General features: G+C 69.7%; 25 protein-coding genes and 1 pseudogene. 14 read left to right on the forward strand and 12 right to left on the reverse strand.

Going from position 1 to position 25,930, the window contains the following annotated elements; translation table 11 throughout:
• Positions 1-53: 53 nt before the first annotated feature.
• The gene (locus ACQP03_RS20970; protein ID WP_363660526.1) at positions 54-404 is read left to right on the forward strand and encodes a hypothetical protein; all 351 of its coding nucleotides are present in this window, start codon (positions 54-56) and stop codon (positions 402-404) included.
• A 51-nt stretch (positions 405-455) separates the two neighbouring features.
• Here ACQP03_RS20970 and ACQP03_RS20975 read toward each other — a convergent pair whose 3' ends face one another.
• Positions 456-920: a response regulator transcription factor gene (locus tag ACQP03_RS20975; protein WP_357125058.1), complete on the reverse strand. Its 465-nt coding sequence runs from the start codon at positions 918-920 to the stop codon at positions 456-458.
• A gap of 56 nt (positions 921-976) precedes the next feature.
• Positions 977-3,844, reverse strand: a complete 2,868-nt coding sequence (locus tag ACQP03_RS20980; protein WP_363660552.1) for an AfsR/SARP family transcriptional regulator — start codon at positions 3,842-3,844, stop codon at positions 977-979.
• A gap of 215 nt (positions 3,845-4,059) precedes the next feature.
• Here ACQP03_RS20980 and ACQP03_RS20985 point away from each other — a divergent pair, with 215 nt between their 5' ends.
• Both ACQP03_RS20985 and ACQP03_RS20990 read left to right on the forward strand, forming a co-directional pair.
• Positions 4,060-4,893: an alpha/beta fold hydrolase gene (locus tag ACQP03_RS20985; RefSeq protein ID WP_357125055.1), complete on the forward strand. Its 834-nt coding sequence runs from the start codon at positions 4,060-4,062 to the stop codon at positions 4,891-4,893.
• Positions 4,894-4,902: 9 nt separating this feature from the next.
• Positions 4,903-5,751 carry an alpha/beta hydrolase gene (locus ACQP03_RS20990; RefSeq protein ID WP_363660527.1) on the forward strand — a complete coding sequence of 283 codons (849 nt, stop codon included), beginning with the start codon at positions 4,903-4,905 and terminating at the stop codon, positions 5,749-5,751.
• 111 nt (positions 5,752-5,862) lie between these two features.
• On the opposite strand, the gene ACQP03_RS20995 is transcribed toward ACQP03_RS20990, so the two are convergent.
• Positions 5,863-6,729: an alpha/beta fold hydrolase gene (locus ACQP03_RS20995; RefSeq protein WP_357173888.1), complete on the reverse strand. Its 867-nt coding sequence runs from the start codon at positions 6,727-6,729 to the stop codon at positions 5,863-5,865.
• Positions 6,730-7,085: 356 nt separating this feature from the next.
• Here ACQP03_RS20995 and ACQP03_RS21000 point away from each other — a divergent pair, with 356 nt between their 5' ends.
• Positions 7,086-7,487 carry a cupin domain-containing protein gene (locus ACQP03_RS21000; RefSeq protein ID WP_357173891.1) on the forward strand — a complete coding sequence of 134 codons (402 nt, stop codon included), beginning with the start codon at positions 7,086-7,088 and terminating at the stop codon, positions 7,485-7,487.
• 51 nt (positions 7,488-7,538) lie between these two features.
• Here the strand turns inward: ACQP03_RS21000 and ACQP03_RS21005 are convergent, their stop codons facing one another.
• Both ACQP03_RS21005 and ACQP03_RS21010 read right to left on the reverse strand, forming a co-directional pair.
• A complete protein-coding gene (locus tag ACQP03_RS21005; protein ID WP_357173894.1) occupies positions 7,539-8,312 on the reverse strand; it encodes a hypothetical protein in 774 nt (257 codons plus the stop codon).
• 151 nt (positions 8,313-8,463) lie between these two features.
• Positions 8,464-9,951, reverse strand: a complete 1,488-nt coding sequence (locus tag ACQP03_RS21010) for an endo-1,4-beta-xylanase (protein ID WP_363660528.1) — start codon at positions 9,949-9,951, stop codon at positions 8,464-8,466.
• A gap of 395 nt (positions 9,952-10,346) precedes the next feature.
• Between ACQP03_RS21010 and ACQP03_RS21015 the strand changes: the two genes are divergently transcribed.
• Positions 10,347-11,591, forward strand: coding sequence for a PQQ-dependent sugar dehydrogenase (locus ACQP03_RS21015; RefSeq protein WP_357173900.1), 1,245 nt, complete (start codon positions 10,347-10,349; stop codon positions 11,589-11,591).
• A gap of 148 nt (positions 11,592-11,739) precedes the next feature.
• Here the strand turns inward: ACQP03_RS21015 and ACQP03_RS21020 are convergent.
• Positions 11,740-11,811 (reverse strand): annotated as a pseudogene (locus ACQP03_RS21020) (nucleotidyltransferase); the annotation flags it as partial.
• A 206-nt stretch (positions 11,812-12,017) separates the two neighbouring features.
• Between ACQP03_RS21020 and ACQP03_RS21025 the strand changes: the two are divergent.
• Both ACQP03_RS21025 and ACQP03_RS21030 read left to right on the forward strand, forming a co-directional pair.
• The gene (locus tag ACQP03_RS21025; RefSeq protein ID WP_357392479.1) at positions 12,018-12,227 is read left to right on the forward strand and encodes a hypothetical protein; all 210 of its coding nucleotides are present in this window, start codon (positions 12,018-12,020) and stop codon (positions 12,225-12,227) included.
• A 49-nt stretch (positions 12,228-12,276) separates the two neighbouring features.
• Complete coding sequence (locus ACQP03_RS21030) at positions 12,277-12,630, forward strand: hypothetical protein (RefSeq protein ID WP_357392478.1); 354 nt, start codon at positions 12,277-12,279, stop codon at positions 12,628-12,630.
• Positions 12,631-12,679: 49 nt separating this feature from the next.
• Here ACQP03_RS21030 and ACQP03_RS21035 read toward each other — a convergent pair whose 3' ends face one another.
• The 6 genes from ACQP03_RS21035 to ACQP03_RS21060 form a co-directional block, all read right to left on the reverse strand.
• Positions 12,680-13,009, reverse strand: a complete 330-nt coding sequence (locus ACQP03_RS21035) for a TraR/DksA family transcriptional regulator (RefSeq protein WP_355047864.1) — start codon at positions 13,007-13,009, stop codon at positions 12,680-12,682.
• Positions 13,010-13,355: 346 nt separating this feature from the next.
• Positions 13,356-13,583, reverse strand: coding sequence for a ferredoxin (locus tag ACQP03_RS21040; protein WP_357125017.1), 228 nt, complete (start codon positions 13,581-13,583; stop codon positions 13,356-13,358).
• Entirely contained in the window at positions 13,580-14,809 is a 1,230-nt protein-coding gene (locus tag ACQP03_RS21045) for a cytochrome P450 (protein WP_357125014.1), read from the reverse strand. The genes ACQP03_RS21040 and ACQP03_RS21045 overlap by 4 nt, the downstream gene beginning before the upstream one ends.
• 265 nt (positions 14,810-15,074) lie before the next feature.
• Positions 15,075-15,896, reverse strand: a complete 822-nt coding sequence (locus ACQP03_RS21050; protein WP_357125011.1) for an alpha/beta fold hydrolase — start codon at positions 15,894-15,896, stop codon at positions 15,075-15,077.
• Between the two features lie 19 nt (positions 15,897-15,915).
• Positions 15,916-16,485 carry a DJ-1/PfpI family protein gene (locus tag ACQP03_RS21055; protein ID WP_355047859.1) on the reverse strand — a complete coding sequence of 190 codons (570 nt, stop codon included), beginning with the start codon at positions 16,483-16,485 and terminating at the stop codon, positions 15,916-15,918.
• A gap of 88 nt (positions 16,486-16,573) precedes the next feature.
• Entirely contained in the window at positions 16,574-17,266 is a 693-nt protein-coding gene (locus tag ACQP03_RS21060; RefSeq protein ID WP_357174254.1) for a GntR family transcriptional regulator, read from the reverse strand.
• A gap of 294 nt (positions 17,267-17,560) precedes the next feature.
• On the opposite strand from ACQP03_RS21060, the gene ACQP03_RS21065 reads away from it, so the two are divergent.
• The 7 genes from ACQP03_RS21065 to ACQP03_RS21095 all read left to right on the forward strand — a co-directional run bounded on the left by ACQP03_RS21065 (position 17,561) and on the right by ACQP03_RS21095 (position 25,892).
• Positions 17,561-18,994, forward strand: a complete 1,434-nt coding sequence (locus ACQP03_RS21065) for an extracellular solute-binding protein (protein WP_433458071.1) — start codon at positions 17,561-17,563, stop codon at positions 18,992-18,994.
• Entirely contained in the window at positions 18,991-19,938 is a 948-nt protein-coding gene (locus ACQP03_RS21070; RefSeq protein ID WP_357125004.1) for a carbohydrate ABC transporter permease, read from the forward strand. The genes ACQP03_RS21065 and ACQP03_RS21070 overlap by 4 nt, the downstream gene beginning before the upstream one ends.
• Entirely contained in the window at positions 19,938-20,849 is a 912-nt protein-coding gene (locus ACQP03_RS21075) for a carbohydrate ABC transporter permease (RefSeq protein WP_396832369.1), read from the forward strand. The genes ACQP03_RS21070 and ACQP03_RS21075 overlap by 1 nt, the downstream gene beginning before the upstream one ends.
• Positions 20,849-21,916, forward strand: coding sequence for an ABC transporter ATP-binding protein (locus ACQP03_RS21080; RefSeq protein ID WP_357124998.1), 1,068 nt, complete (start codon positions 20,849-20,851; stop codon positions 21,914-21,916). Before ACQP03_RS21075 ends, ACQP03_RS21080 begins: the two co-directional genes overlap by 1 nt.
• On the forward strand, positions 21,916-22,992 hold the full coding sequence (locus ACQP03_RS21085) for an ABC transporter ATP-binding protein (protein ID WP_357124995.1): 1,077 nt from the start codon (positions 21,916-21,918) through the stop codon (positions 22,990-22,992). Before ACQP03_RS21080 ends, ACQP03_RS21085 begins: the two co-directional genes overlap by 1 nt.
• A 128-nt stretch (positions 22,993-23,120) precedes the next feature.
• The gene (locus ACQP03_RS21090) at positions 23,121-24,581 is read left to right on the forward strand and encodes an NAD-dependent succinate-semialdehyde dehydrogenase (protein WP_357124992.1); all 1,461 of its coding nucleotides are present in this window, start codon (positions 23,121-23,123) and stop codon (positions 24,579-24,581) included.
• 60 nt (positions 24,582-24,641) lie between these two features.
• A complete protein-coding gene (locus ACQP03_RS21095) occupies positions 24,642-25,892 on the forward strand; it encodes an iron-containing alcohol dehydrogenase (protein WP_357124989.1) in 1,251 nt (416 codons plus the stop codon).
• Positions 25,893-25,930: the final 38 nt, after the last annotated feature.

The raw sequence follows: 25,930 nt of genomic DNA on the forward strand, positions 1-25,930 counted from the left end.
GATGCTCGTACACCGGGTTTCGCGGTGCTGACGCCCGTTGCAGAATGCGCCGCATGGCGGACATCGACCCACGACGGCGCTGGCGCGAGCAGCGGCGGGCGGAACTGCGCGGACGGTTCCACCCGGATGTCGCCCAGGGTGACCTCGAGGGATTCGCGTTGGTGCGTCCGGACGGCACGCTGACGGCCGAGGTCGTCCATGTGCAATGGCTGGACAACCACCCGGCCGGGCCCGACACCCACGTCACGGTCTCCTTCGCGGACGGCGCCAGCGTGCAGTTCACGTTCGACACGCGGGTCGTCAAGGGGCGAGCGGCCGATCTGGAGGTGCTGAGTCGAGACGAGCTTCGTCTGGCAGCGCCGTCCGGATGGGGAGCGAACGTCGGACACTGGGACCAGCGCTGACTCGGGTCCCGCGACACCCGAACCGCGTGCCGACGCGCAGACCGGGGAGCGTCAGAGACGAGGGCGATCGGCCAGTTCTCGGCGTGAGGTGATGTCGAGCTTGCGAAAGATCTTGCGGAGGTGATAGTCCACCGTGCTCGGGCTGATGAACAGTTGTGCCGCCACCTCCCGGTTGGACGCGCCGTCCGAGACCCGGCGAGCGATGTCGCGCTCCTGACTGGTCAGGCGACGGCTCTGGGCGAAGCGATCGGTCGTGCGGTGGCTCAACCTCCCGCGCAGTTCGCGGCGGGATGCGACGTTCAGCCGGTGGAACACTCCGCGCAGATGGTGTTTGACGGTGTGGGGGCTGATGACCAGGTGTCTCGCGATCTCGATGTTGGTGGAGCCGGCCGCCACCAGCAGGGCGATCTGTTCCTGTCGGGGGGTCAGTGCCGCACCCGGATGAACGCGGGAAGAGTCGGCTGGGGGGCAGTGCATGGTGCTCCTCGGGCGCGGGTTCGGGGTCTCGACGACCATCCGACCGCACCGCTGTGCGCGACGAGTGCAAACTGAGTGCTCGCGCCCCTAGCCGCTCACGACGCGTCGCTCATCAGACTCAGCCGGGCCCGGACGTACGCAACCATGGTCCGATACGTCTCGGCGTCCTCGATGCCGGCGAACTCGATGAGTTCCCGGAAGCCGTTGTCGGCGATCAGGCCCTCGAACCGCTGGCAGCCCTGTTCCGCGCGCGCCTGGTCGCCCAGGTCGAACGCGGCACGCGCGAGGATCGCCGCGACGGCGCAGCGGGGACCGTTCGACTCACTGACGCCTTCGGCCAATCCCCACTCCGAGATCGTCACCGCTCGCTCAAGCTGACCGAGTTTCCAGGACGATTCCGCGAGGAGTTGCGCGTAGCGGACGTTCAGGTGATCAAGGTGCTGCACCATCGCGATGGCCAACCCCTCGTCCGCGATCCGTACGCCGTCGTCGAACCGACCCGAACCGAGCCGCGCTCTCGCGAGTGTCAGCAGCGAGACGGCGAGCGGTTCCTGACGCTCCGTCTGCCGAGCGAGAGCCACCGAGCGTTCGCCGTACGCGTTGGCGGCGTCGTGGTCGCCACGCGCCGACGAGAGCACGGCCAGGTTTCGCAGGACGTCGGCCTGCCCGGCGAGGTCGCCGGCGCCGGCGAAGATGGACAGGGCTCGACGGAGGTATTCGTCGGCCGGTGGCAGCGGGGCGAAGACCTCACCGATGGTACGAAGAAGCTCGGCCTCCATCAGCGGCTCGCCGAGCGCGCCGGCCAGGTCGAGGATCGCGAGGACGGTCGGTGTCCGGCCCGCGGGGATGGAGTTGCTGCCCGGCGCCGAGGCCGCGAGGACCATTGCCGCCGCATCGCGCGCCAGGCCGTGGGCGAGGGCCAGCTCGATCGTCGCCCACAGCGCTGGCCGTTCCCGTGCGTACCAGGCGGCAGCCTGGGACACGCTGTCGAACGACTCGGGCGTGACGTCCGGTGGCGTCCCGGTGGCGGTGCCGACCGGCTGCCGGTGGTGTCTCGCGTACGCGGCCCGGGCCGAGTGCAGGTAGTGCATGACGAGACGCCGCTCGTACTCCGGTCGCTCTCGATCCTCGTCGAGAAGCTCACCCGCGTAGGCCCGCAGCAGGTCATGCAGGAAGTACCGCCCGGACTGCGCCTCGTCGAGCAGGTTCGCGGTCACCAGTTCCGTGAGCAGCGTGCGCGCCCTCGTCCGACTGACCCCGGCGACGCTCGCCATCGACTCCAGCGAGACCCCCGGACCCGGGTGGACGGCGAGAGCGCGGAACACCTGCGCTGCCGATGGATCGAGAGCGCGGTACGACCACGAGAACACCGACCGGACATCGTCTGACGGGTCCGCGCTGGACAACGCGTCGAGTCTGGCTGACGGGGCCGAGACGGCGCTGACGACAGCGCTCAATGGCAGGGCCGGATTGAGCGCCACGCGGGCGGCGACGATCGCCAGTGCGAGCGGCAGCCCGGCACAGAGGCTGATGACCTTGTCGAGCGAGGCCGGGTCCATGGTGGCGCGGCGGGTGCCGAGACGGTTGATCAGTAGCTGCCGGGACTCGGCCCCGGTCAGCCGGTCGACCTGCAGGTAACGTGCCCCCTCCCGGGTGACCAGGCTCGTCATCCGGTGGCGGCTGGTCACGATGACCAGACAGCCTCGGGAGGCCGGCAGCAGCGGACGGACCTGATCGGAGTCGCGGGCGTTGTCGAGGAGGATCAGAACGCGACGACCGGCGAGGCGACTGCGATAACGAGCCGCCTGAGCGTCGACGGTCTCCTGCGGTGACGAGACCGCCGGCTCGCCCAGTGACGCGAGCAGCGTGGCGAGCGCCTCCTGCGGTGACATGACCCGTCCGTCCGGGTCCAGGCCCCTCAGGTCGAGGAACAACTGACCATCGGGAAACTCGTTGGCGATCTGGTGGGCCCAGTGCACGGCGAGGGCGGTCTTACCGATGCCACCCATACCGCCGAGCACGGTGATCACGATCGTCGCGTCGCTGAACGCGTCGGAGAGTAGGCCGTCGAGCACTGCGGCCAGGTCGTTCCGTCGGACGAAGCCCGCGACCGGCGGCGGCAGCTGCGCGGGCCGGGGAGCCTCCAGCGGACGCAGCTCGTCCGGCGAGCTTCCGCCGCTGGCGAGCAGCTCCCGGTACGCCTCCCGCAGTTCGGGCCCCGCATCCACCCCCAGTTCCTCGGCGAGACGTTGGCGCGTCCGCTCGAATACCTGCACCGCTTCCGCCCGGTGGCCGGTGGCCACGTACGCGCGCATCAGGCACGCCTGCAGCGCCTCGTCCAGCGGCGCCGCGGCGGCCACGCTCACCAGCGGGGTCAGCGCGGCGTCGGCCATGCCATGGGCCAGCGCGGCTTCGCTGGCCGCGAGCGCCACCGCGACGCGCTCCCGTTCGATGGCCACGAACTCCGGCGAACGCAACGCCCCGGTCGGCAGGTCGGTGAACGCGGGGCTGCGGCCGAGTTCCAGGGCGGTCAGGTAAGCCCGCACGCCGGACACCGCATCCCCGCCCGCCAGCGCCTCGCGGGCCCGCCGGACCAGCTCGCGATACATGGCCAGATCGGATGCCTCGGTCGCGAGGATCAGCCGGTAGCCCGTACCGGCCGGTAGGAGGTAACGACCGGTCTCGCGGACGTCCAGGTCCGGTTCCAGAATCCGACGGAGGTTCCCGACGTGCCGGTGGATCTGGTTGGCGGCGCTGGCCGGAGGTCGGTCGTCCCACACGCTGTCGACGATGCTGTCGAGGCTGACCGCGTCACCGCCGGCCGCGAGGAGCTTGGCGAGGATGACCCGCTGGCGGACCGGGCCGAGATCGACGTCCGAGCCATCCCGCCGGCAGCCCATACCGCCGAAGACCTTGAACTCGCAGTGCGACGGCGGCCCGTCCGAGAGCCTGCGGTCGGGCATGGTCACGATTGACATCCTAGAGACGAAGGGGTGGCGGCTTCGCTTTTCGGCCCAAGCCTGCGACTCCTGCCAGGCCCGCCGCATCGCCCATCGCTCGTTGTCTTTCGGGCGGCCGACGACGCCGGGGACTACGTGATTCGGGTGATTCCGAAACGCCGCCACCTCCGTACCTTCGGCAGGGTTCCCAGCGTGGAACGCAAGCCCAAGGAGTACGCATGCCCCATGTCAGCGTTGGCTCAGAGGGAGCCAACCCGATCGACATCCACTACGAGGACCACGGCGCCGGCACGCCGGTCGTGCTCAGCCACGGCTACCCGCTCAGCGGGCAGGCCTGGGAGAAGCAGGTCGCCGCACTGCTCGCCGCCGGGTACCGCGTCATCACGTACGACCGGCGCGGTTGGGGCGATTCCAGCCAGCCCGCGGGTGGATACGACTACGACACGTTCGCCAGCGATCTGAACGTGCTCCTCACGACACTGGACGTACGCGACGCCATTCTCGTGGGCCACTCGATGGGGACCGGTGACGTCGCCCGGTACCTGGGTCGCTACGGCACCGAACGCGTCGCGAAGGCCGTGCTGATGTCGCCGATTCCGCCGTTCCTCCTGAAGACGGACGACAATCCCGAAGGCGCGCCGCAGGCGTTGTTCGATGGGTTCATCCAGGCCGCGCGGGCCGACCGGAACGGGTGGCTCAAGCAGTTCCTGGAGAACTTCTACAACCTCGACGTGTACGGCGGATCGCTGGTCGGCGACGAGGCGTTCCAGGCCAGTCTGGCCGTGGCCGAGGCCGGGTCCCCGGTCGCCGCGGTGGCGTGTATCCCCACCTGGCTCACCGACTTCCGCGAGGACCTGGCCAAGGTTGACGTGCCGGTGCTCGTGATCCAGGGCGACCAGGACCGCGTGCTGCCCATCGGGGTGACCGGCCAGCGGGTTGCCGCCTTCGTCGGGGATTCCCGGTTGCTCGTCATCGAGGGCGGGCCGCACGCCATTGCCTGGACCCACGCCGATCAGGTCAACGCCGCCCTGCTCGATTTCGTGCAGCAGTAAGGAGAAACCGTGAAATTGTCCTTCAAGCGCCGCCTCGTCTCGGTAGGCGTGGCCATCGGTGCCCTCACCCTGACCGGTGTCGGTGTCGGCACCGCGCAGGCCTCGGCGACTCACGTCACGCAGTCGCGCCCCGCCGCGACCAAGCCGACAGTCGTGCTCGTGCACGGCGCGTGGGCGGACGGGTCGAGCTGGGACAAGGTGACCGCCAAGCTCCAGCACGACGGCTACCGGGTGGTCACCCCGCCGAACCTGCTGTCGGGCGTGGCGAACGACGCCGCGAGTCTCCGCGCGTACCTGGACACCATCACCGGGCCGATCGTCCTCGTCGGGCACTCGTACGGCGGCATGGTGATCACGAACGCCGCCCTGGGCAACGAGCGGGTCAAGGCCCTGGTGTACGTCGACGCGTACATCCCGGACCAGCACGACACCGTCTTCTCGCTGACCTCGGCCGTGCCGGGCTCGGTCTTCGGGGGCGACACGTCCGCCGTCTTCGACCAGGTCGCGATCCCCGCTGAGACCGGCAACGTCAACCTGTACGTGAAGCCGTCGGTCTTCGGTACGGCGTTCGCCGGCAGGAGCATTCCCGCCAAGGACGTGGCGGTGCTGGCCGCCCGGCAGCGTCCGCTGGCCTTCAGCGCTCTGGTCGAGGAGTCCGGCGCGCCGGCGTGGAAGACGATCCCCTCGTGGTCGGTGATCGGCAAGCAGGACGCCGTCATCCCTGCCGCCGAGCAGGTCGTCATGTCCGAGCGGGCCAAGGCGCACAGCGTCCAGATCAACGCACCCCACCTGTCCATGGTCACCGACTCGGGTGCGGTCACCAACCAGATCGAGGCCGCCGCCAAGGCGACCAACTGACACGGCGGCCGGCCGTGGCACCGCACAGCGCGATGCCACGGCCGGTCGGGAAGTGGCCGCGTGGGCTGGTCCAGCCCACGCGGCCACTGCTGCCGATGTCACGAGACCTCGTCAGGCGGTCGTCCGGGCCGCCTCCAGAATGACCCTGGTGACCTGGTCCGGGTGCGAGATCAGGCCCAGGTGACCGGCGTCGATCCGGGTGATGTCGGCCCCCGCCCGCTTCATCATCTCCTCCTGGCGGGCCGGCGGAATGACCAGGTCCTCGGTGCCGACCACCGCCCACGCGGGGATCGTCTTCCACGCCGGCTCCGTGGCCGGCTCGCCCAGCGCGTTGGTGGCCAGGGCGGTCTGGGTCACGGCGAGCACCTCCGCCTGCCGCCGGGGCAGACCGTTGGCGAAGCCGGGGATGAACACCTTCGGCAGGACGTACGCGTCGGCCGCGCCCTCCGGGGCACCGGGGAACGGCACGAGCCGGAAGACGCTCGTGGGGTCGGTCAGGGCCGGCTCGAGGATCGAGCCGGAGCCCGCGGTGAGCTCCTCCACGGTCTCCCCCTTGTCCGGCGCGAAGGCGTCCACGAACACGAGCGCCTTGACGTTCTTGTTGCCGGTGGCGGCGTCGCTGATCACGAAGCCACCGTACGAGTGGCCGGCGAGCACGATGGGACCTTCGATGGTGGACAGGAAGTCCTTCAGGTAGCCGCTGTCGATCGACGGCCCTCGGCCGGGTTGCGGCGCGACCTGGACGTCGAAACCGCGCGCCTGGAGTCTGCGGATCTCCCCATTCCAGCTTGAGCCGTCGGCCCAGGCGCCGTGCACGAGGACGATCGTCGGTCTGCTGCGGTGCCCCTCGTCGGGGGTTGGTCGCACACCGCCGTCCGCGAACACGCTTGGGGTGCTTGAGCCGAGCACCGTCACCAGAGTTGCGGCGGCGAGCGCTGCGGCGATCACCTTCGGCCGACGTAGCGAGATTCTGAGCATGTCTGTTCCCCCTCGTTGGTCAGTGGATGCCGAACGCGGGCAGATGCGGGTGGCCGCCAACGCTGCCCGGTCGGAGCCGCGACCGGTCGGGTCCACCGCCGAGCGGTGCGTCGACCGGTGACGGGCCGGCCTCCGACGCCTCGGTGACTGCACGATCGCCCGACTTCACGGTACTCACAATGAGTCGGAATAATGGACGAAACAGGAGAAGTGCTCAGATTTGCTATCTTCCGAGGAAACCCGCCAAACGGGTTGCTTCCCCAGTCGCCGCGTGTGCTCGGAGCCGACCGCCCCCACCGGCCCGGCGCCGGGAAACGCCCTCCACGGAGGTGCGAGACGTCCCTTAGGTTTCGGCAATGCAGATCATCGAAGGGGCGGGCCGGTGGACCACACCCGGCGGAGCCGTCAACGACTGGATCGAACACCTGAGGGTTCCGGACCTGTCGGTGGGAACGTACTGCATCCCGGCGGGAGGTCTCGACGATCAGAGCCCGCACACCGAGGATGAGATCTACGTGGTCACCGCCGGCCGGGCCCGGATCGTGACCCCGGACGGCACGGCCGAGGTGGCCCCAGGTTCGGTGATCTTCGTGCCGGCCGGCGAGGAGCACCATTTCGACGAGGTGACCGAGGACCTGACGCTGCTGGTGGTGTTCGGTCCGGCGTACGGCTCGCGCGCTCCAGATCGGCGAGCCGACCAGTTCGGCCGGGGTACGGCAGCAGAGCCGCACCCCGGCAGGAACGTCGATCGCGACTGACATCACGACCACCGGCGTCGAACGCCCCCGCGCACCTGCGGGGGCGTCAGCTCAGCAGCCGAGCCGCTTGGTCGACAGGGCGATGTCGTCGATCCAGAGGTCGAACTCACCCGGCGTCGTGCCGCCCTGGTAGAGCTGCCAGCCGATCTTCACCGTGTCGACGCTCGGCAGGACGAAGGGAACGTCATTACCGCCGTGGTCGTTCGTGGAGGCGGTCAGCTCCGGGTTCGCCACGCCGTCGATCCACACGGCGACGCTGTTGTCCGCCCCGTCGATCTTCCACTCGAAACACTGCCAGGTGTCCTCGACGACCGGGGCGGACTCCCGCCAGTTGGTCCAGTCGCCGGTGGGACCGCCGTCGGCCCCGATGCCCCAGAACGTGCCGGGCACGGTGGGGGCGTACTGGCCACCGATCGGACGCACGACCTCCGCGCTACCGCTACCGGTCGCCTCGACCAGCGTGAAGTGCGCCCAGTCCGGGGCGGTGGGGAAGGCGTCGACGCGCAGGCGCATCCGGCCGTAGAAGCGGTTGCCCGGCGCGGCGAAGTCGTCGACGCGCAGGAAGGCACGTCCGTTGTCGACCGTGTGGACGTGCAGCACCTGGTTGCCCCGGCGAGCACGTTCGACGGTGAGCGTGCCGTGGCGGGTGTCGACGCCCCAGTTCACCGTGCTGGCCCCGCCGGCGGGCAGTCGCTCGAAGTCCTCACAGAAGAGCAGGCCACGGGGGCACGAGGGCCGGGACGCGCCCGACGCCCCGGCCGGAGCGCTGCCGACCGTGGTGCCGAGGATCAGGGCGGCGCTGAACACCGCGAGAAGTCTGCGCATGGTCGTTCTCCCTATCGACGAGGTGCGGTACGCGAGGACGGTTACTTCGGTCGCGTACCGGTCCGACCACGACGGCGCCCGGGCCCGGAGCGGGTGGCTCCGGGCCCGGTCAGCGTCCCGACGCGGAGGGACCGGTACGCGTCGTCGCGCGTCAACTGGTGCAGGAGAGACCGCTCGGTGCGGTAGTACTGCTGCCGTTGACCAGGAAACCGAAGGTGGTCGAGGCGTTCGCGCCGAGAGACCCGTTGTAGTCGGCGTTACGGACGCTGACCGTTCCGCTGGTGCCGGTGTTGATGCCATTCCAGACATTGGCGATGCTCTGCCCGCTGGCCAGCGTCAGCCGTACGGTCCAGCCGCTGAGGGTGGCGGAGCCGTTGTTGGCCACCGTGACCTCGCCCTGGTAGCCACCGTTCCAGCTGTTGACCATCCGGTACGTCGCGCTACAGGCACCCGGCGGCGGCGTGGTCGGCGGAGGCGTGGTCGGCGGAGGGGTCGTCGGCGGAGGGGTCGTCGGCGGAGGGGTCGTCGGCGGAGGAGTGGTCGGCGGAGGGGTCGTCGGCGGAGGGGTCGTCGGCGGCGTTCCCGGCACGGTGGTGGAGGCGGCGTTGAGCGCGTTGAGGACGGCGGTGTACGCCGCCTTCGGGTTGCTGTTGCGGTCGAAGAGCAGCGGGTTCTCGCTGCCGCGCCACGAGTCGCTGTCCCGGATGCCCCACGTCGTGATGCCAACGCAGCGGGGGACGTTCATGCAGGCCTGGGTGAGGCCCTGGTACTGGCTGGTCGAGGCGTTGGTGACGTCGGCCTCGGTCAACGCCACGTCGACCCCGAGGGCGGCGAAGCTGGACAGGGTCTGCTGGAAGTTGCCGGGCAGCGAACTGCCGCCGGTGAAGTGGGTCTGCAGGCCCACGCAGTCGACCGGCACGCCCCGGGACTTGAAGTCCCTGATCATGTTGTAGACGCCCTGCGTCTTGGCGTACGTCCAGTTCTCGATGTTGTAGTCGTTGTAGCACAGCTTCACGCTCGGGTCGGCGGCGCGCGCGGTCCGGAACGCGACCTCGATCCAGTCGTTGCCGGTGGACTGCAGGTTCGACGACCGCCGACTGCCGTTCTCGGCGAAGGCCTCGTTAACCACGTCCCAGTACGCGAACTTGCCCTTGTAGTGGGCCATGACCCCGTTGATGTGGCTGATCATCGCGTTCCGCAGGGCGGTGCCGCTCAGGCTCCCCCAGAACCTCGGCTGCTGGGCGTGCCACGCCAGGGTGTGACCACGGAACCGCATGCCGCGCTGGGTGGCCCAGTTGTAGATCGCGTCACCGCGATCAAAGTTGAACTGGCCGGGGTTGGGCTCGGTCGCGTCGGGCTTCATCTCGTTGACGGCCGTCATCATGTCGAACTCACGGCTCGCGATGGTCAGGAAGCCCGAGTCGTTGAGGCGGTCCGCCCCCATGGCGGCGCCGAAGTACCGGCCGCTGCGCTCGGCGGCGGCCTTCAGGGTGGTCCCGGGCGATCCGGGGAGGTCGGCGCGGGCGAAGGTCGCCACGGCCATCGAGGACACGGTGATCGCCAGGGCGCAGGCCCCACCCAGGAGCAGCCTGGCGGCCCCCCTGGTTCGGCGCTTCGGTCGAGCGGGTAGGTCGTTCATCTGTGCACTTCTCCTCGGTGTTTCGTCTGGTCCGTTGCCGACTCGAGGCACGGAACCGAGGAGCACCGCACGGCCGACGACCGGAGCACCGCGCTCGCCACTGGACCAGCACGCCGCAGGTGACGCCGAGCCGGCGTCAACCCCGCCGCGCCCGAAATCGGTGGCCACCGCCGGCTGCCCGGCCCGCCCGGTGGATGGCGAACACTCCGCGCCGCACGCCCCTGCGGAGTAACACTGCCCTGCCGCGATGCTATATCGAATCAGCTCGATCTGGACAGCCGGCGACCGACAACGGTGGCGCGCACGGCGGAGGACCAGCCGGTTTGGCATCGACTTAGATCGATGTAGTGTGGAAACGCTCCCACACCACCACCCACCTGATCGAGGAGCCGAACATGCAGCGACGGCGACAACGTCCGGCCACCATGCTGGCCGGCCTGCTCATCCTGACCCTGTCCGTGCTTCTGTCACCACCCGCGTCGGTGGCCAGCACCGCGGCGACCGGCACATCCCACGCCCGCGCGACGCCACTCACCGAGCTGACCGTGGTGTCCGAGCGGGTGGCGTTCGGACTGCAGCGCCCGATCGCGATCACCGGCCTGCCGGACGGTCGAATGTTGATCGCGGAGAAGAACGGCACCGTCCGCGCGTACCACCCCGCCACCGGCCTGGCGGCCGATCCGGTGCTCGACCTGACCGCCCGGATCGACACGTCCGACAACGAGCGCGGCCTTCTCGGCATCACGCCCGCACCGAACTTCGCGCGCACCGGGATCCTCTACGTGGCCTACACGAGCCTGCCGGCCGGAGCGCTGACCCTGGCGCGGGTGCCGCTCGGCGCTCCCGACCGGCTACAGGTGCTGCTCACCCAGGAGCACGCCGAGTTCGGCAACCACAACGGCGGACAGGTGGCCTTCGGCCGCGACGGCTACCTCTACTGGTCCACCGGCGACGGCGGAAACGCGAACGACCCGTTCAAGAGCGGCCAGAACCTCGGCACCCTGCTCGGCAAGATCGTACGGATCGACGTCAACCGCAGCTGCGGGGGCAAGCCCTACTGCGTACCCCTGGACAACCCCTTCGTCCGCACGGCGGGCGCGCGGCCGGAGATCTGGGTCTACGGGCTGCGCAACCCGTGGAAGTTCTCCATCGACCCGGTCGACAACTCGCTCTGGATCGGCGACGTCGGCCAGGGCCTGATCGAGGAGATCAACCACATCCGCCCGTCGCAGCGTGGCGCGAACCTCGGCTGGTCCTGCAAGGAGGGCACGCCGGTCTTCGACCAGACGCAGTGCCGGCCGGGCGTACGGCTCACCGACCCGGTCGCCGAGTACGAGCACTACCTGACGGACAACTGCTCCATCATCGGCGGCCTGGTGTACCGGGGGTCCGTCACCCCGGAGGCGCGGGGGACCTACATCGCGAGCGACTACTGCTCGACCCGCGCGTTCGCCGTGCGTCCCACGTCCACGGGCGGCTACGAGTCCGCCGAGATCGGCACCTTCCCCACCCAGCCGACGGCGTTCGGCGCGGACGTGAACGGGGAGCTGTACGTGCTCAGCGACCTCCCGGGCTGGCTGAGCAAGGTCCGGTTCGAGCGGGTCCAGCCCACCCCGACCGCCGGGGTGGCCAACCGCTGAGCCTCGGCGGAAACCGGCACCGGTGACACCGCGGTGGACTGCCACGCACCCGTGGCGGTCCACCGCGGCACGGGGCCAACCACGTCGTCGGTCCTGGTTGGCCGCCGCCGGCTCACGGGCCGGGGAGGACGACGCGTTCCCGGCCGGGGAGCTGATTCCGCGCGTAGTTGCCGTAGGTCTCGGCCACACGCCTCGACAGGAACGCCTGCCGGGACGCTACCCAACCACCGACCCGCACGCGCCACCGTTTCCCGGCGGACCGGGCCGACGGTCGTTCCCGACCAGTGGTACGTCATCGCCAGCAGCGGCCGAACGAGCGCGACCCGGCAGGCCCACGATGTCATCCAGTTCATCGACCACATCGCCCGGAGGCGGTCACCCAACGCGAACATGGTCCACACTCTGGGCGACGGCTATGGTTGGGGCATGCACGACAGACGCGGCCCCCGGCGCGTCGGCGAGCGGACGCCGCAGCTGACATTGCTGCTGCTCGCCGTGCTCCTGCTGGTGCTCTCAGCCACCCGCTCGATCGGGTTGTGCATCGTGTTCCGTTCCGCACGGCGGGCGACCCCCGGTTGCGTGCCCGCCTGGTCAGCGGATCGCGCTCCCCCGCGCCACGCGCTGCGCCTCGCCTGATCCACCCGCCCCGGCTCGCGCCGACCCATGGTGTGTCCAGTTCGCCGCCATGACCGGCCGTGCCACCACCACGCCCACCGCACTTCGCCCGGCCACGCTCGCCGGCCTGCGCGCCGCCGAGCCGCTACGCGGATGCGCCGCCCTGCCCGCTGGAGTCCCCATGATTGTCGAACTGACCCCGCTGCCCGGTATCGGGGTACGCCGCATGTTCACCACCGCTGACGGTCGTCGAGTGGGCGTGGTCACGCACCACCCGGGCGGGCGACGAGATCTCGTCTACGAGTCCCCCGACGACCCCGACGCCACCTGCTCGCTCACCCTGACGCGCTCCGAGGCCGTGACGCTTGCCGGACTTCTGGGCATCCTCGACATCGTCACCGTGACGGAGCCATCTCCCGCGTGACGGCCGGTGTGGCTGCCGTACCGCTGCGGCACGGCAGCCACACCGCCGGTCAGCCGTTCTGCTTCGCCTGGCAGGACACGCAGAACTGCGCATGCGGAAGGATTTCGAGCCGCTCGGCCGGGATGTTCTGGCGGCACTTCGCGCAGGTCCCGTAGGTACCGGCGCTGATGCGGCTCAGCGCACCGGTGATCTGCTCGATGTTGCGCCGGGTGGCCACCAGCAGCGCGGCCCGGTTGTGGGCCTCGCTCGGGTCGCCGGTGTCCGCGTTGAGCTCGGTCAGTTCCCGCAGCCGAGCCGTCTGCGTGGCGAAGTCTTCCGCCAGCGAGGCTCGCAGATCAGCCAGCCAACGCTGGTCGACAGCTCGTTGATCGACGCTCATGGTCCTACCTCTGCTTCCGAAGGGTAAAAAGAAAAGGGCCGAAGCTGGATAGCTTCGCCCTGGCGGTCGTTCCGTGATGCAACGGTTCCGCTGGGGGCCCTCGGCCGGTTCGCGCCGGGCTCGTCAACCACGAGATGGGCGCGATGCGCGGCACGCGGACAACCGGTACCCGCATATCGACCGTCCGGCACGCCGCCATCGCCACATGGGCAGCCCCGACCGCCGCCACGCCGGTGACGGCAGGAGAGCGGAACGTAACCGAGGACATGTCTCCACCATAGGCGGCGACCACGGCGATGCCAACGCCGGAGGAACGGCCGGCCTCACGCGCGGTGTGGGTGACGGGTCACTCCTCCGGCGCGATCAGCCGGTCGTCCGTGACGTCCCGGACGATTATCGCCTCCACCGGGCACGAGTTGGCGGCGTCGAGGACGACCTCGGCCGGGGAGACAACGCCGGCCAACGGCGCGGACACACCGTCGACCAGGCGAAAATGCTCGGGCGCGGTGCCGGCGCAGATGCTCGTGCCGATGCAACGAGCCGGGTCCACCCCGACCCGCCAGGCGGTGCTCACCACGCCACCGGCATGCTGAGCAGGCCCCGTACCAACATGCCGCGCTTCCACTTCAGCTCGGCCTCCGGTACGGCGAGCCGCAGGCCGGGCAGACGGGTGACGAAGGTGCTGACGGCTACCTGCAACTCCATGCGGGCCAACTGCGCGCCGACGCAGTGGTGTACGCCGTGCCCGAAGCCCAGGTGCGGTTTCTGCTCGCGATCGAAGTCCAGCCGGTCCGGGTCGGCGAAGACCGTGCCGTCCCGATTCGCCGACGACAGTGAGCCGAGAACCGGTTCACCGGCCCGGACCAGCACCCCGCCGACCTCGACGTCCTCCTTGGCGTACCGGGCGAAGGAGGAACCGACGCCGAGCGGCACGTACCGCAGAAGTTCCTCGACCGCGGCCGGCACCAGCGACGGATCGGACCGCAGCCGCGCGAGCTGGTCCGGATTGTGCAGCAGGACGTAGACGAAGTTGGGGATCTGGGTCACGGTCGTCTCGTGACCAGCGGCGAGGAGCCCCGCGGCCAGCTCCACCAGTTCGGTCTCGCTGAGCCGATCCTGGTTCTCGTCGCGGGCCCGCACCAGCGCGCCGAGCAGGTCGTCGATCCCCGGGTCGCGGCGACGCTCGGCGACCAGGCCACCGATGTAGCCCCAGAGATTGTTCAGGTACTCCTGGATCGTCTCCAGCGGCAGTGAGGTCGTCGAGACGATCGCCTCGGACCAGACGTGGAAACGGTCGCGGTCGGCGTACGGGACGCCGAGCAGCTCACAGATCACCTGGATCGGCAGTGGCGTGGCGACGTGCTCCACCAGGTCGGCCGGGGGACCGAGCCGGAGCATGTCGTCGACCAGCGTGTCGGCGATCTCCTGGGTGCGAGGTCGCAGCGCCTCCACTCGACGTGCCGTGAACGCCTTGGCCACCAGCCGGCGCAGCCGGGTGTGATCGGGCGGATCCATGGTCAGCATGCCGCTGTACTGCTGGCGCGGGGTGAGCCGGGGCTCGTCACGGTCGACGGCTGGCGCGCGGCCGAACCGCACGTCACCGAGGACCGTACGGACGTCCTCGTACCGGGTGGCGAGCCACGCCTCCTCCCCGTAGGGGAGCTGCACCCGGGTCATCGGCTCGTGCTCGCGCAGCTCGCCGTAGGTCGGATCGACGACGAGGCGGTCGGGCACACTGAACGGGTACGACCGCACGGGCGGAACGGTTCGGCTCTCGGTGCTCTGCGCGCTCTCGGTCATCCGGCTTCCCTTCGTCGAGACGGGCGTGATCCGCAGGCCGGCGCCACCTTCACAGCGGCTTCAGATCGCCTACGCCCAGGGCGTGGATCAACACACCCCTACGCATCGTGACGTTTCAATGTCGGATCGTAGCGAGGGACGTCGATGATCGCCATGGAAACCGATCCGCGCCCCGTACGGGACAGCCGTGCTCCCAGCGGATCGCTCGCGGCAGGATTGAGCTTCTCGCACGGACTGCGGACCGTAGCGGCGACCGGCGCGTGGTTCAGTGACCTCGGTCCTGGCCGAGGAAGCACGACAGCAGTTGCCGGAACTCGCGCGGGTGTTCGACCGCCGGCACGTGCCCGCATCGACCGAACACGTGCAGACGCACGTCGGCCAGGTGTTCGAGCAGGGGTCGGGTGGCTGCCTCGATCGGGGTGACACGGTCCTGGGCGCCGTGCACGAGCAGCACGGGCGCGTGGATCGCTGCCAGCCGCTGCGCGGTGAGGGTGAGGTCGTCGACCCATCGTGCCCTCGGTGCGGGGAACAACGACGCGTACGCGGACGCCCCATCCCGCATCGCCGCCGCACGGGCCTCAACGGCCGCGTCGGTGACGAGAGCCTGGTCGAGGAGGAGGCGGCTCAGCATGTCCCGCGCCCCGAGCGGGCCGGCGGGGGCGGCCCAGACCGCGTCGAGATCGGCGGACAGCGGCGCCCCCGGAGCGCCCATCGTGGAGACCGCCACGACACGGGTCACCCGCTCAGGGCGGGCCGCCGCCAGTGCCAGCGCCACGGCGCCGCCCATGGAGTGACCCACCACGGCGTAGGACTCGATACCGAGAGCATCCATCAGGCCCGCCGCCTGCTCCGTCCACAGCCGGAGTCCGCTCGGGGAGCCGGCCGGCACGGGCGTACGGCCGAACCCCGCCTGGTCAGGAGCCACCACGTGCCAGGACGTGCCCAGCGCCTGCGCCGTCGATGCCCAGGCGCCGGACCCGGTCGTGCCGGGTCCGGAGCCGTGCAGCATCAACACCGCGGGCCCGGCGCCGCTCTCCAGAACGTGGACGGGTGAACCGTCGACCGCGACGGTCCGAAGTGCTGTCACCGGGGCAGGCCGGGCGTGCTCACGCCGAGGCGGAGCTGACGGACTTCGAGAAGACCTCCATCATCGCCCTGCCGAACTGCGGCATGTCGGGCCATCCCCGGCAGGAGACGAGGTTGCCGTCCACGACGTCGGGTGCGTCGATGACCGTCGCGCCCGCATTCTCCATGTCCCCCGTGATGGGCGGGAAGCACGCCGTCTTCCGACCCTTCAGGAGCCCGTACACCGCTGGCACCTGCGCGCCGTGGCACACCAGAGCGATGGGGAGGTTGCGCGCGAAGAAGTGCTCGGTGATGCGCCTGACGTCGGCGTCGACCCGGATCCACTCGGGGGCACGTCCGCCGGGGATGATGAGGGCGTCGTAGCGCTCGACGTCGACCTCGGCCCAGGGCACGTCGACCGGCAGCTTGCGCCCGTTCTTCTCCACGTAGGCGTCGGAGTTGGGGTCGAACTCGTGGATGACCAACTGCACGTCACGCAGCGTCCGTGACGAGACGTCGACGTCCCAGCCGCCCTCCTGCACGCGGTAGTAGGGATACATGGTGTCGAGTTCCTCGGCGGCGTCGCCGGTCAGGAGCAGCGCTCTGGGCACCTGCTTCTCCTCGCGTCTGGTGGCGGGTGGTGGAGATCCAATCCGATCCGATCCGGTGGCGATAGCATTCCTCGACCCAGCCCACCCGTCAAGCCTCTACCGCCATCGATTCCGCGTCCGTGACCTCGTCGAACAATCGCCGGAACCGGTCGCCGGAGCGCAGGATATGCCGACGCATCGCGTAGGCGGCGGCGTCGGGGTCACGCGCGGCGATCGCGGCCACCACGTCCTCGTGCTCGGCCATGGCCAGGTGGGTGACCTGGGCGTCGTGGTGCAGCCGGAAGAGGTGCACGTGGCTGTGTAGACGGGCGAGCGCCTCCCGGATCACCTGGTTCTCCGCGCTGCGGGCGACCAGGTCGTGAAACGCGGCGTCGCGGAGCCCGAAGGCGCCGTACGCCGCAGGCCCCTTGCCCCCCTCCAGCTCGGCCATCTCCTCCAGCATCCGTCGCAGGCCGGTCACCTGTTCCACCGAGGCGCGTTCGGCGGACCGGCGCGCCGCCGCGGGCTCGAGCAGCAGGCGGACCTCGAGCATGTCCTCGAATCGGTGGCGGGTGATCTGGGGAGGGATGCGGTAACCGGCGTGGGGCACCCGCACGACCAGCCCCTCGGCCTCCATGCGGTTCAGGGCGTCCCGGATCGGCGTCTGGGAGACTCCCAGCTCTCGCGCCAGGACGTCGATCGTGACGCGGGAACCGGGTTCGATCCGTAGCGACATCAGCTGCCCGAGCAGCGTGTCGTACACCTCGTCGGCGAGCCGGCCGCCCGATCTTCCCACCGACATTCCTCCCGTCACGGCCTTGCGGCCCCGCGCGATCATCGCTCCGTCGTCCATCGTGACGTGAGGTCCCTTCTTGCGCCGTTGCGGCCTGTTGACATCAGTCACAGCGCTGCGGCATGCTGACGCCCCCACCAGATCGTATAGGAAAAGTGGCGGATGATCTTCATTCTCCACCTCGCGGCGCAGTTCTGACGCCGGCCCTCACGACGGCCCGGCGCCACGCCCAGAAAACCCAGCAACCGCTCGGCGAAGCACATAGCGAGGCCTAGAAGTCCCCATCCAGAAAGCAGGCATAACATGCGCGCTCAGAAGCGAATAGGACGAATGCCCGCTCCCGGTCGCAAGGCACGGCTGGCGACGGCGGCCATGCTGCTGGTGGCCACGACCCTGGCGGCGTGCGGCGGCGACAAGGACGACGACGCGAAGGCGAGCGCCCCCAAGGCGCCGGCGGCCGTCCCGGAGCTCAGCAAGGACCCGCTGACCCTCAGCTTCATCTGGTTCGACTGGCCGCCCGCCCAAGCGCTGGAAGCCTTCGCCAACGCGGAGTACAAGAAAGAGCGGCCGAACGCGACCATCAAGGTCAACACTGTGCCGAACGCGAACTGGCACGACGCGATGTTCACCCAGTTCGCCGCGCGCAAGACCGACTTCGACATCGCGATCCTGGACTCGCAGCACATCGGCGAGGCCGTGACGAACGGCAACATCCTCGACCTCACGGACTTCGTCAAGAACAACATCGAGGTGCAGGCCTACGACCCGTACCTCCTGGCGGCCTACGGTCAGTTCCCCCAGGCGGAGACCGGCAAACGCGACGAGAACGCCAGCCTCTACGGGCTGCCGCTGCTCGGCGACACCTGGACGATGATCTACCGCAAGGACCTGATCGGCGACAAGCCGCCGCAGACCTGGGACGAGATGATCTCGGTCGCCGGGAAGTGCCAGGCGGAGCACCCCGGCGTGAGCGGACTGGCCTTCCACCAGGCCAACGGCTCCGACGCCGCGGCCGTCACCTACAACACCGTGAACGGCGTCTACGGCGGCAACCTCTGGGACCCGAAGGCACGCAAGATCCAGGGCGTCCTCAACGACGCGGCCGGCCAGGAGGCGATGGACGTCCTGGTCAACAAGATGAAGCCGCTGACCGCCAAGGGCTCCGGCAACTGGTTCATCGACGAGACGAACGCGGCCGTCGCCCAGGGCAAGGCGTGCATCGCGTTCAACTGGATCGCGGCGAGCGGCGGCCTGCTCGACCCGAAGCAGTCGACGCTCGGCACCACGCGCGAGCAGATCCTCGACAAGTTGGGCTTCGCCACCCTGCCGACCCAGAAGACCAACCTCGTCCCGCTCGGCGGCATGGGCATGCACATCTCGGCCTACTCCGGCGCGGCGAACCAGGCGGAAGCCCTGAACTTCATGAAGTGGTTCGAGCGGGCTGACGTCCAGAAGAAGTGGGCCGCCGCCGGTGGCGTGCCATCGCGTACCGACGCGATCCAGTCACCCGAGTTCCTCAACGCCGGGCCGTTCAACAAGGTGTACGCCGACTCGGTCCCGCGCATGCGGGACATGTGGAACGTGCCCGAGTACGCGCGCCTCGTCGACATCGAGAACACCAACGTGAACGCGGCCCTCAACGGCGCGAAGAGCCCGAAGGACGCGCTCGACGACATCGCCAAGGAGCAGCAGAGCGTGCTCGACTCGAGCAACCGCAAGGGCGGCGGCGGGCTGTGAGCGACGCCCCTCTGACGACCGAACACCCCGGGCAGGTGGCGTCCGCGACGCCACCTGCGCCGGGTCGGTCCCGCCGGTTGAGCGACCGTGGGCTCGCCGTGGCCTTCATCTCCCCCTCGCTCCTGCTGTTGCTCGCCATGTCGGTCTTCCCGTTGCTGTGGTCGTTGTACCTGTCCTTCACCGACTACTCGGCCACGCGCGGGGGTCCCGCCGAGTTCGTCGGGTTCGGGAACTACACCGCCATCCTGACGTCGGCCCAGGTCCACACGAGGGCCCTGACGACTCTGGTCTATGTGATCGGCGCGGTCTCCCTGCAGACCGTGCTCGGGTTCGGCATCGCCTACCTGATCTCCCGGCGCACGCGCGGGCGCGGCGCGCTGACCACCCTGTTCCTGGTCCCGATGATGCTGTCGCCGGTCGTGGTCGGGTTGTTCTGGCGCTTCATGCTCGACGCGCAGTTCGGCGTGGTCAACAGCATGCTCGGCTCGGTCGGCCTCGGGCAGGTGGAGTGGCTCACCCGGCAGCGGACGGCCCTGATCTCGCTGATCGTGGTCGACACCTGGCAGTGGACGCCGTTCATCATGCTCATCGCGCTCGCGGGCCTCAGCGCGGTGCCCAAGTACCTCTACGAGGCCGCCTCGATCGACCGCGCGTCCGAGTGGTTCAAGTTCCGCACCATCACCCTGCCGCTGGTGTGGCCGCTGCTGCTCATCGCCGTGATGTTCCGGGCCATCGAGGCGTTCCGGCTGTTCGACCTCGTCTACATCCTCACCAACGGAGGCCCGGGGGTCTCCACCGAGACGTTGTCGTTCCACATCTACAAGGTCGCGTTCCTGGGCTTCAACACCGGAACCGCGTCAGCGTACGGAATCCTCATGGTCCTCGTCGTCATCGTCCTCACGCAGCTCTACCTGCGTTATCTGAACAAGCTCAAGGAGGACTGATGGCCGTCTCCGTCGACGAGGCCGTGTCCACCGGTCCGGCCGGGGACCACACACCTCCCGCGCGCCGCCCCGGCGGCCGGGGCCGCTCCGCGGTGGAGGTGGTGCTGCTGACCGTGCTGGCCGCCGTGATGCTCTTTCCGGTGCTGTGGATGATCGAGACGTCGATCAAGGAGAACCGGGACGTCTACGCCATCCCGGCCAAGTTCTTCGACTTCGCCGTCACGTTGCAGCATTACAAGGACGTGTTCGTCGCCCAGGGCGACGGCCGCACGCCCGTGTCCGTCAGCTTCCTCAACTCCTTCTTGGTCGCCGGCGCCTCCACGGTGCTGGCCACCGTGCTGGGAGTCCCGGCGGCCTGGGCCTACTCACGATTCGCCGTGAAGGCCAAGAAGGACCAACTGTTCTTCATCCTGTCCACCCGCTTCATGCCGCCCGTGGTGGTGGTGATCCCGATCTTCCTCATGTACCGCCAGGTCGGACTCATCGACAACAAGATCGGCCTGATCCTCATCTACGCCGCGTTCAACGTGCCGTTCACGATCTGGATGATGAAGGGGTTCGTCGACGAGGTGCCCGCGGAGTACGAGGACGCCGCCATGCTCGACGGCTACACCCGGCTACAGGCGTTCTGGCGATACACACTTCCCCAGCTCTTACCCGGCATCGCCGCGACGGCGGTCTTCGCGCTCATCTTCTCGTGGAACGAGTTCGTGTTCGCCATCTTCCTCACGTCCAGCGACAGCGTCCGGACGGCCCCACCCGCCATCGCCGGCCTGATCGGCGGCACCACCACCGACTGGGGTCTCGTGGCAGCCGCCTCCGTGGTGTTCGCCCTACCGGTGCTCATCTTCGCCTACCTGGTGCGCAGGCACCTCATCGCCGGTGTGACGCTCGGGGCGGTGCGACGCTGATGGCGGGTATCGAGGTAACCGCGCTGCACAAGCGCTACCCGGACGGCACGGTCGCGGTCGAACAGGTGGACCTGTCCATCGGCCACGGCGAGCTGTTCGTGATGCTCGGCCCGTCGGGCTGCGGCAAGACGACCACGCTGCGGGCCATCGCCGGCCTGGAGAGGCAGACGTCCGGCGACATCCGCATCGGTGACACGCTGGTCAATGATCTGCCGCCCGCCGAGCGCGACATCGCCATGGTGTTCCAGTTCTACGCCCTCTACCCGCATCTGCGAACCCGCGACAACCTGGCGTTCCCCCTGCGGGCCGAGGGACTGCCCAAGCAGGAGGTGCACGCGCGGGTCGAGGAGGCCGCCCGGCTGATGCGGCTCGGTGCCCTTCTGGACCGGCGACCGCGCCAACTGTCCGGCGGGGAGCAGCAGCGCGTCGCGCTCGCGCGCGCCCTGGTGCGACGACCGCGCGCGTTCCTCATGGACGAACCTCTCACCAATCTGGACGCCGAGTTGAGGGCGGACATGCGCACGGAGATCAAGCACCTGCAGGGGGAGCTGGGGGCGACGATGGTCTACGTCACCCACGACCAGGTCGAGGCGATGTCGCTCGGTCACCGGATCGCCATCCTCAACAAGGGCCGCGTGGAGCAGATCGGCACGCCGCTGGAGGTCTACGACCGCCCGGCGAGTCTCTTCTGCGCCGCGTTCATCGGCTCCCCGCCGATGAACCTGGTCGACGTGGAGGTGGTCGACGGCATGCTGCACAGTCAGGGCGGACTGGTCCTCACACCACCGTCAGGCCTGCCGCGCGATCGTCGCCTGGTGGCCGGCGTCCGGCCGGAGGCGCTGGAAGTCACCGCGCCAGGGACGGAAGGCACGATCCCGGCCCGAGTGGTCTCGGCGGAGTGGCTGGGCGACGAAATCATCTACGTGGTCGACCACGGCGGCGAGCGCGACGTACGGGTTCGGATGCCACCGACCATTCGTTTCGCCCCCGACGCGAAGGTCGGGCTGCGGCACACCGGCGGAACCCCGGCGGTCTACGACGTGCGCACGGAAGAGCTGGTGGCCTGATGGGAACCGTGGCAGCGCACGGGCTGCGCAAGTCCTTCGGCAAGGTCCAGGCCCTGGACGGGGTGACGCTCGACGTGCCGGACGGCTCGTTCTTCGTCGTGCTCGGGCCCTCCGGGGCGGGTAAGACGACGACCCTGCGGGCGATCGCCGGCCTGGAGAAGCTCGACGCGGGTTCGGTGCACCTGGACGGGAGAGACGCGACCGCTGACGCGCCGGCCGAGCGGGACCTGGCCATGGTCTTCCAGAACTACGCCCTCTACCCGCGACACACGGCGTACGAGAACATCGCCTCACCGCTGCGGGCACGCCGCCGTTCGGCGAGCGAGATCGCGGCCGCCGTCGAGCAGATGTCGAAGCTGCTGCACATCGAACGTCTGCTGAAGCGTCGTCCCGCCCAGTTGTCCGGCGGTGAGATGCAGCGGGTCGCGCTGGCTCGGGCGCTGGTCCGCAGCCCCCGGGCTTTCCTCATGGACGAGCCGCTGACGAACCTCGACCTCAAGCTCCGCGTCGAGATGCGCACCGAGCTCACCCGTATCCACCGGAGCCTCGGCGCGACCTTCGTCTACGTGACCAACGACCAGGTCGAGGCCCTGTCCATGGCCGATGCGGTCGCGGTCCTCAAGGAGGGGAAGGTGCAGCAGGTCGGGACACCGACCGAGGTGTACGAGCGTCCCGCCAACCAGTGGGTGGCGGGGTTCGTCGGGAGCCCGCCGATCAGCCTGCTCGCCTGCCGCGCCGAGGGGGATCGTCTGGTCGGTGCGGACGGCTGGACGTTGCCTCGGCCCCACTGGACCACTGCCGAGGAAGGTCGTGCGCTGCTGCTGGGCGTACGCGCGGAGGACCTGTCCGTCGAGCAGCGCGGGGACGCGTCGTTGTCGGGAGAGCTCTACGGGCTCGAGCCGCTCGGCGACCGCACGGTGGTCGACGTCCGGGTGGGAACCGAGATCCTCAAGGTCAAGGCACGACCCACCATCACCGGTACGCCGGGCGAACGGCTGTCGGTCACGGTCGACCTGGACCGTGCGCACCTGTTCGACGCGGACACCGGGCTGTCGCTGTCCGAGGCGGGGCGGTAACCGCGCCGGACAGACCGAGACACCTTCGCCCCCGCCCCGACGAGGGCGGGTGACCCGTCCGTCCACCCGCACGGCGCGATCGCTGGGGCACTCCGCACAGCACCACGAAGATCACAGGAGGCGACGCAATGAGTGACCCGATGACCGTCCTGGCCCCCGAGCACCGGCGGCTCCGCATCGGCGACGCCTGGCGCGACGCCACGAACGGGGCCACCTTCGCCGTCGAGGACCCGGCCACCGGCACGACCATCGCCGAGGTGGCGGACGCCGACGTCGTCGACGGGCTCGCCGCCCTGGAGGCGGCGAGCACGGCGATGCCGGGGTGGGCGGCGACCCCACCACGGAAACGGTCGGAGTTGTTGACCGCGACGTACCGGGCACTGGTCGAGCGGTCCGAGGAGGTCGCCCGGCTGATCACGCTGGAGATGGGCAAGCCACTCGCCGAGGCTCGGGCGGAGGTGTCCTACGGCGCGGAGTTCTTCCGGTGGTTCGCCGAGGAGGCGGTCCGCGTCGAGGGTCGCTACAGCGCCGCCCCCGCCGGCGGATACCGCATCCTTACCGTGCCGAAGCCGGTCGGACCGTGTGTCTTCGTGACGCCCTGGAACTTCCCGTTGGCCATGGGCGCCCGCAAGATCGCTCCTGCGCTGGCCGCCGGCTGTACGACGATCACCAAGCCCGCGGGCCAGACGCCGCTCACCATGCTGTTCCTGGCCCGCCTCATGGAAGAGGTGGGCGTACCGCCGGGCGTCGTCAACGTGGTGACCACCAAGCGTTCCGGCGCGGTGGTCTCGGCGCTGCTGGCCGACAACCGGACCCGCAAGCTGTCGTTCACCGGGTCGACCGAGGTCGGACGCGTGCTGCTCCGGCAGGCTGCGGACAACGTGCTGCGTACCTCGATGGAACTTGGCGGCAACGCGGCCCTGATCGTGTGTGCGGACGCCGACCTGGACGTCGCCGTCGACGGCGCCATGGTGGCCAAGATGCGCAACATCGGGGAGTCCTGCATCGCGGCCAACCGGATCTACGTCGAGGAGCCGGTGCGCGAGGAGTTCACGGCGCGCTTCGTCGAGCGGATGGGCGCGCTGTCGGTGGGTCATGGTCTGGACGACGGCGTGGACGTCGGGGCGTTGATCGACGAGGCCTCGGTCACCGCGATCGACGAGCTCGTCGGCGACGCGGTGGATCGGGGCGCCCGGGTGCTGGTGGGCGGCAAGCGTCCGGATGGGCCGGGCCACTTCTACCCGCCCACCGTGGTCGTCGACGTGCCCGACGACGCGCGGATGCTGCAGGCGGAGATCTTCGGTCCGGTTGCGCCGATCATCTCGTTCACGTCCGACGACGAGGTGCTGGCGAAGGCCAACGACACCGAGCACGGCCTGGTCGGGTACGTCTTCACCCGTGACCTGCGGCGGGCGCTGAGGTTCACCGAGGGGCTGGAGACGGGGATGGTCGGCATCAACCGTGGTCTGATCTCGGACCCGTCAGCTCCGTTCGGGGGCGTGAAGCAGTCCGGCATCGGCAAGGAGGGGTCGCACGAGGGCATCCTCGAGTACCTCGACCTCACCTACGCGGCGATCGACCTGCCGTGACCGGCCCGCCGCCCCGAGCTTGCGCCCCGCACATCAGCGACGTTCTGGAGAGGCACCGACATGCTTGAGACCGTCCGCGGACCGCGCCAGCTCATCGTGGGCGAAGGGGTCGCGCAGAACATCCCCCGGGTGGTGGCCGAGAGTGGATCGCGGGTCCTCGTGGTGACCGACCAGGTTCTCCTGGGCCAACCGGGCGTCGCCGAGATCGTGGCCGCCGTGCGGGAGCGGGTCGACGTCGTCGAGGTGTTCTCGGACGCGACGTCGGACGTGCCACTCTCCGACGTCGCCGTGGCCGTCGCGGTCGCCAACGAGATGGAGGCCGACGTGATCCTCGCCATCGGGGGTGGCACGGTGATCGACCTCGCCAAGATCGTCGGCGTCATCCGACGCCACGGGGGGACGCCGCGCGACTTCTACGGCGAGTCGAGGGTGCCGGGGCCGACCCTCCCCCTCGTCGCGGTCCCGACCACGTCCGGGACCGGTTCCGAACTCACCCCCGTCTCGGTGTTGACCGACCCGGACCGCGAGCTGAAGGTGGGGGTCTCCAGCGTCCACATCGTGCCCGACTTCGCCATCGTGGACCCCGAGCTCACCTATTCCTGCCCGGCGACCGTCACCGCCCACTCCGGCATCGACGCGTTCTGCCACGCCGTGGAGAGCTACACCGCGCGACCCCGGGCCCACGGACCACGCGACCCGGTGGAGCAGGTGTTCCTCGGCCGTAACCCGATCACCGACCACTACGCGCTGCTGGCCGCGGAGCGGATCGCCCGGAGCCTGCGTCGTGCGGTCCGCAACGGCGGCGACAGGGACGCGCGCGCGGACATGTCGTACGGGTCGATGCTCGCCGGGCTCGCCTTCTCCCACGCGGGCAACGCGGCCCCGCACGCCCTCCAGTACCCCATCGGCGCGGCCACGCACACCCCGCACGGCCTGGGCGTCGGACTGCTCCTGCCGTACGCGTTGGACGCGGCCCGGGATGCCATCGAAGACCGGTTGGCGATCCTCGCCGGGGTGTGCGGGCTGGACGTGGCCGACGCCTCCGATGCCGAGGCCGCGGACGCGTTCCTCACCTGGCTCGACGGTCTCCTCGCCGACATCGGCATCCCCCGCACCCTGGCGGACATCGGCGTGGCCCGCGCCGACCTGCCACGTTTCGCGGAGATGGCCACCGGCGTCACCCGCCTCATCCAGAACCACCCGGGCCCGACCGACACCGCCAGCCTGACCGCGATCCTCGAAGCGGCCTGGACCGGGGACCGGACCCGACACGTCCTGACTCCGAGCGGAGATGGTGCCGGCAACGGGTAGCCCGACGACGCTCGCCGCCGGCTTCCGCGCGTCGAGGA

Source organism: Micromonospora sp. CA-248212 (assembly GCF_050948405.1).
GTDB lineage: Bacteria > Actinomycetota > Actinomycetes > Mycobacteriales > Micromonosporaceae > Micromonospora.

Coding starts and splice junctions, on each gene's coding strand:
- ACQP03_RS21025 (WP_357392479.1), top strand. CDS start 12,018: ATGCACGACAGACGCGGCCCCCGGCGCGTCGGCGAGCGGACGCCGCAG.
- ACQP03_RS21060 (WP_357174254.1), bottom strand. CDS start 17,266: ATGTCGGTGGGAAGATCGGGCGGCCGGCTCGCCGACGAGGTGTACGAC.
- ACQP03_RS21075 (WP_396832369.1), top strand. CDS start 19,938: ATGGCCGTCTCCGTCGACGAGGCCGTGTCCACCGGTCCGGCCGGGGAC.
- ACQP03_RS21030 (WP_357392478.1), top strand. CDS start 12,277: ATGACCGGCCGTGCCACCACCACGCCCACCGCACTTCGCCCGGCCACG.
- ACQP03_RS21015 (WP_357173900.1), top strand. CDS start 10,347: ATGCAGCGACGGCGACAACGTCCGGCCACCATGCTGGCCGGCCTGCTC.
- ACQP03_RS20995 (WP_357173888.1), bottom strand. CDS start 6,729: ATGCTCAGAATCTCGCTACGTCGGCCGAAGGTGATCGCCGCAGCGCTC.
- ACQP03_RS21095 (WP_357124989.1), top strand. CDS start 24,642: ATGCTTGAGACCGTCCGCGGACCGCGCCAGCTCATCGTGGGCGAAGGG.
- ACQP03_RS21085 (WP_357124995.1), top strand. CDS start 21,916: ATGGGAACCGTGGCAGCGCACGGGCTGCGCAAGTCCTTCGGCAAGGTC.
- ACQP03_RS21045 (WP_357125014.1), bottom strand. CDS start 14,809: ATGACCGAGAGCGCGCAGAGCACCGAGAGCCGAACCGTTCCGCCCGTG.
- ACQP03_RS20975 (WP_357125058.1), bottom strand. CDS start 920: ATGGTCGTCGAGACCCCGAACCCGCGCCCGAGGAGCACCATGCACTGC.
- ACQP03_RS21005 (WP_357173894.1), bottom strand. CDS start 8,312: ATGCGCAGACTTCTCGCGGTGTTCAGCGCCGCCCTGATCCTCGGCACC.
- ACQP03_RS21010 (WP_363660528.1), bottom strand. CDS start 9,951: ATGAACGACCTACCCGCTCGACCGAAGCGCCGAACCAGGGGGGCCGCC.
- ACQP03_RS21000 (WP_357173891.1), top strand. CDS start 7,086: ATGCAGATCATCGAAGGGGCGGGCCGGTGGACCACACCCGGCGGAGCC.
- ACQP03_RS21080 (WP_357124998.1), top strand. CDS start 20,849: ATGGCGGGTATCGAGGTAACCGCGCTGCACAAGCGCTACCCGGACGGC.
- ACQP03_RS20980 (WP_363660552.1), bottom strand. CDS start 3,844: ATGCCCGACCGCAGGCTCTCGGACGGGCCGCCGTCGCACTGCGAGTTC.
- ACQP03_RS20970 (WP_363660526.1), top strand. CDS start 54: ATGGCGGACATCGACCCACGACGGCGCTGGCGCGAGCAGCGGCGGGCG.
- ACQP03_RS21090 (WP_357124992.1), top strand. CDS start 23,121: ATGAGTGACCCGATGACCGTCCTGGCCCCCGAGCACCGGCGGCTCCGC.
- ACQP03_RS21035 (WP_355047864.1), bottom strand. CDS start 13,009: ATGAGCGTCGATCAACGAGCTGTCGACCAGCGTTGGCTGGCTGATCTG.
- ACQP03_RS21065 (WP_433458071.1), top strand. CDS start 17,561: ATGCGCGCTCAGAAGCGAATAGGACGAATGCCCGCTCCCGGTCGCAAG.
- ACQP03_RS20985 (WP_357125055.1), top strand. CDS start 4,060: ATGCCCCATGTCAGCGTTGGCTCAGAGGGAGCCAACCCGATCGACATC.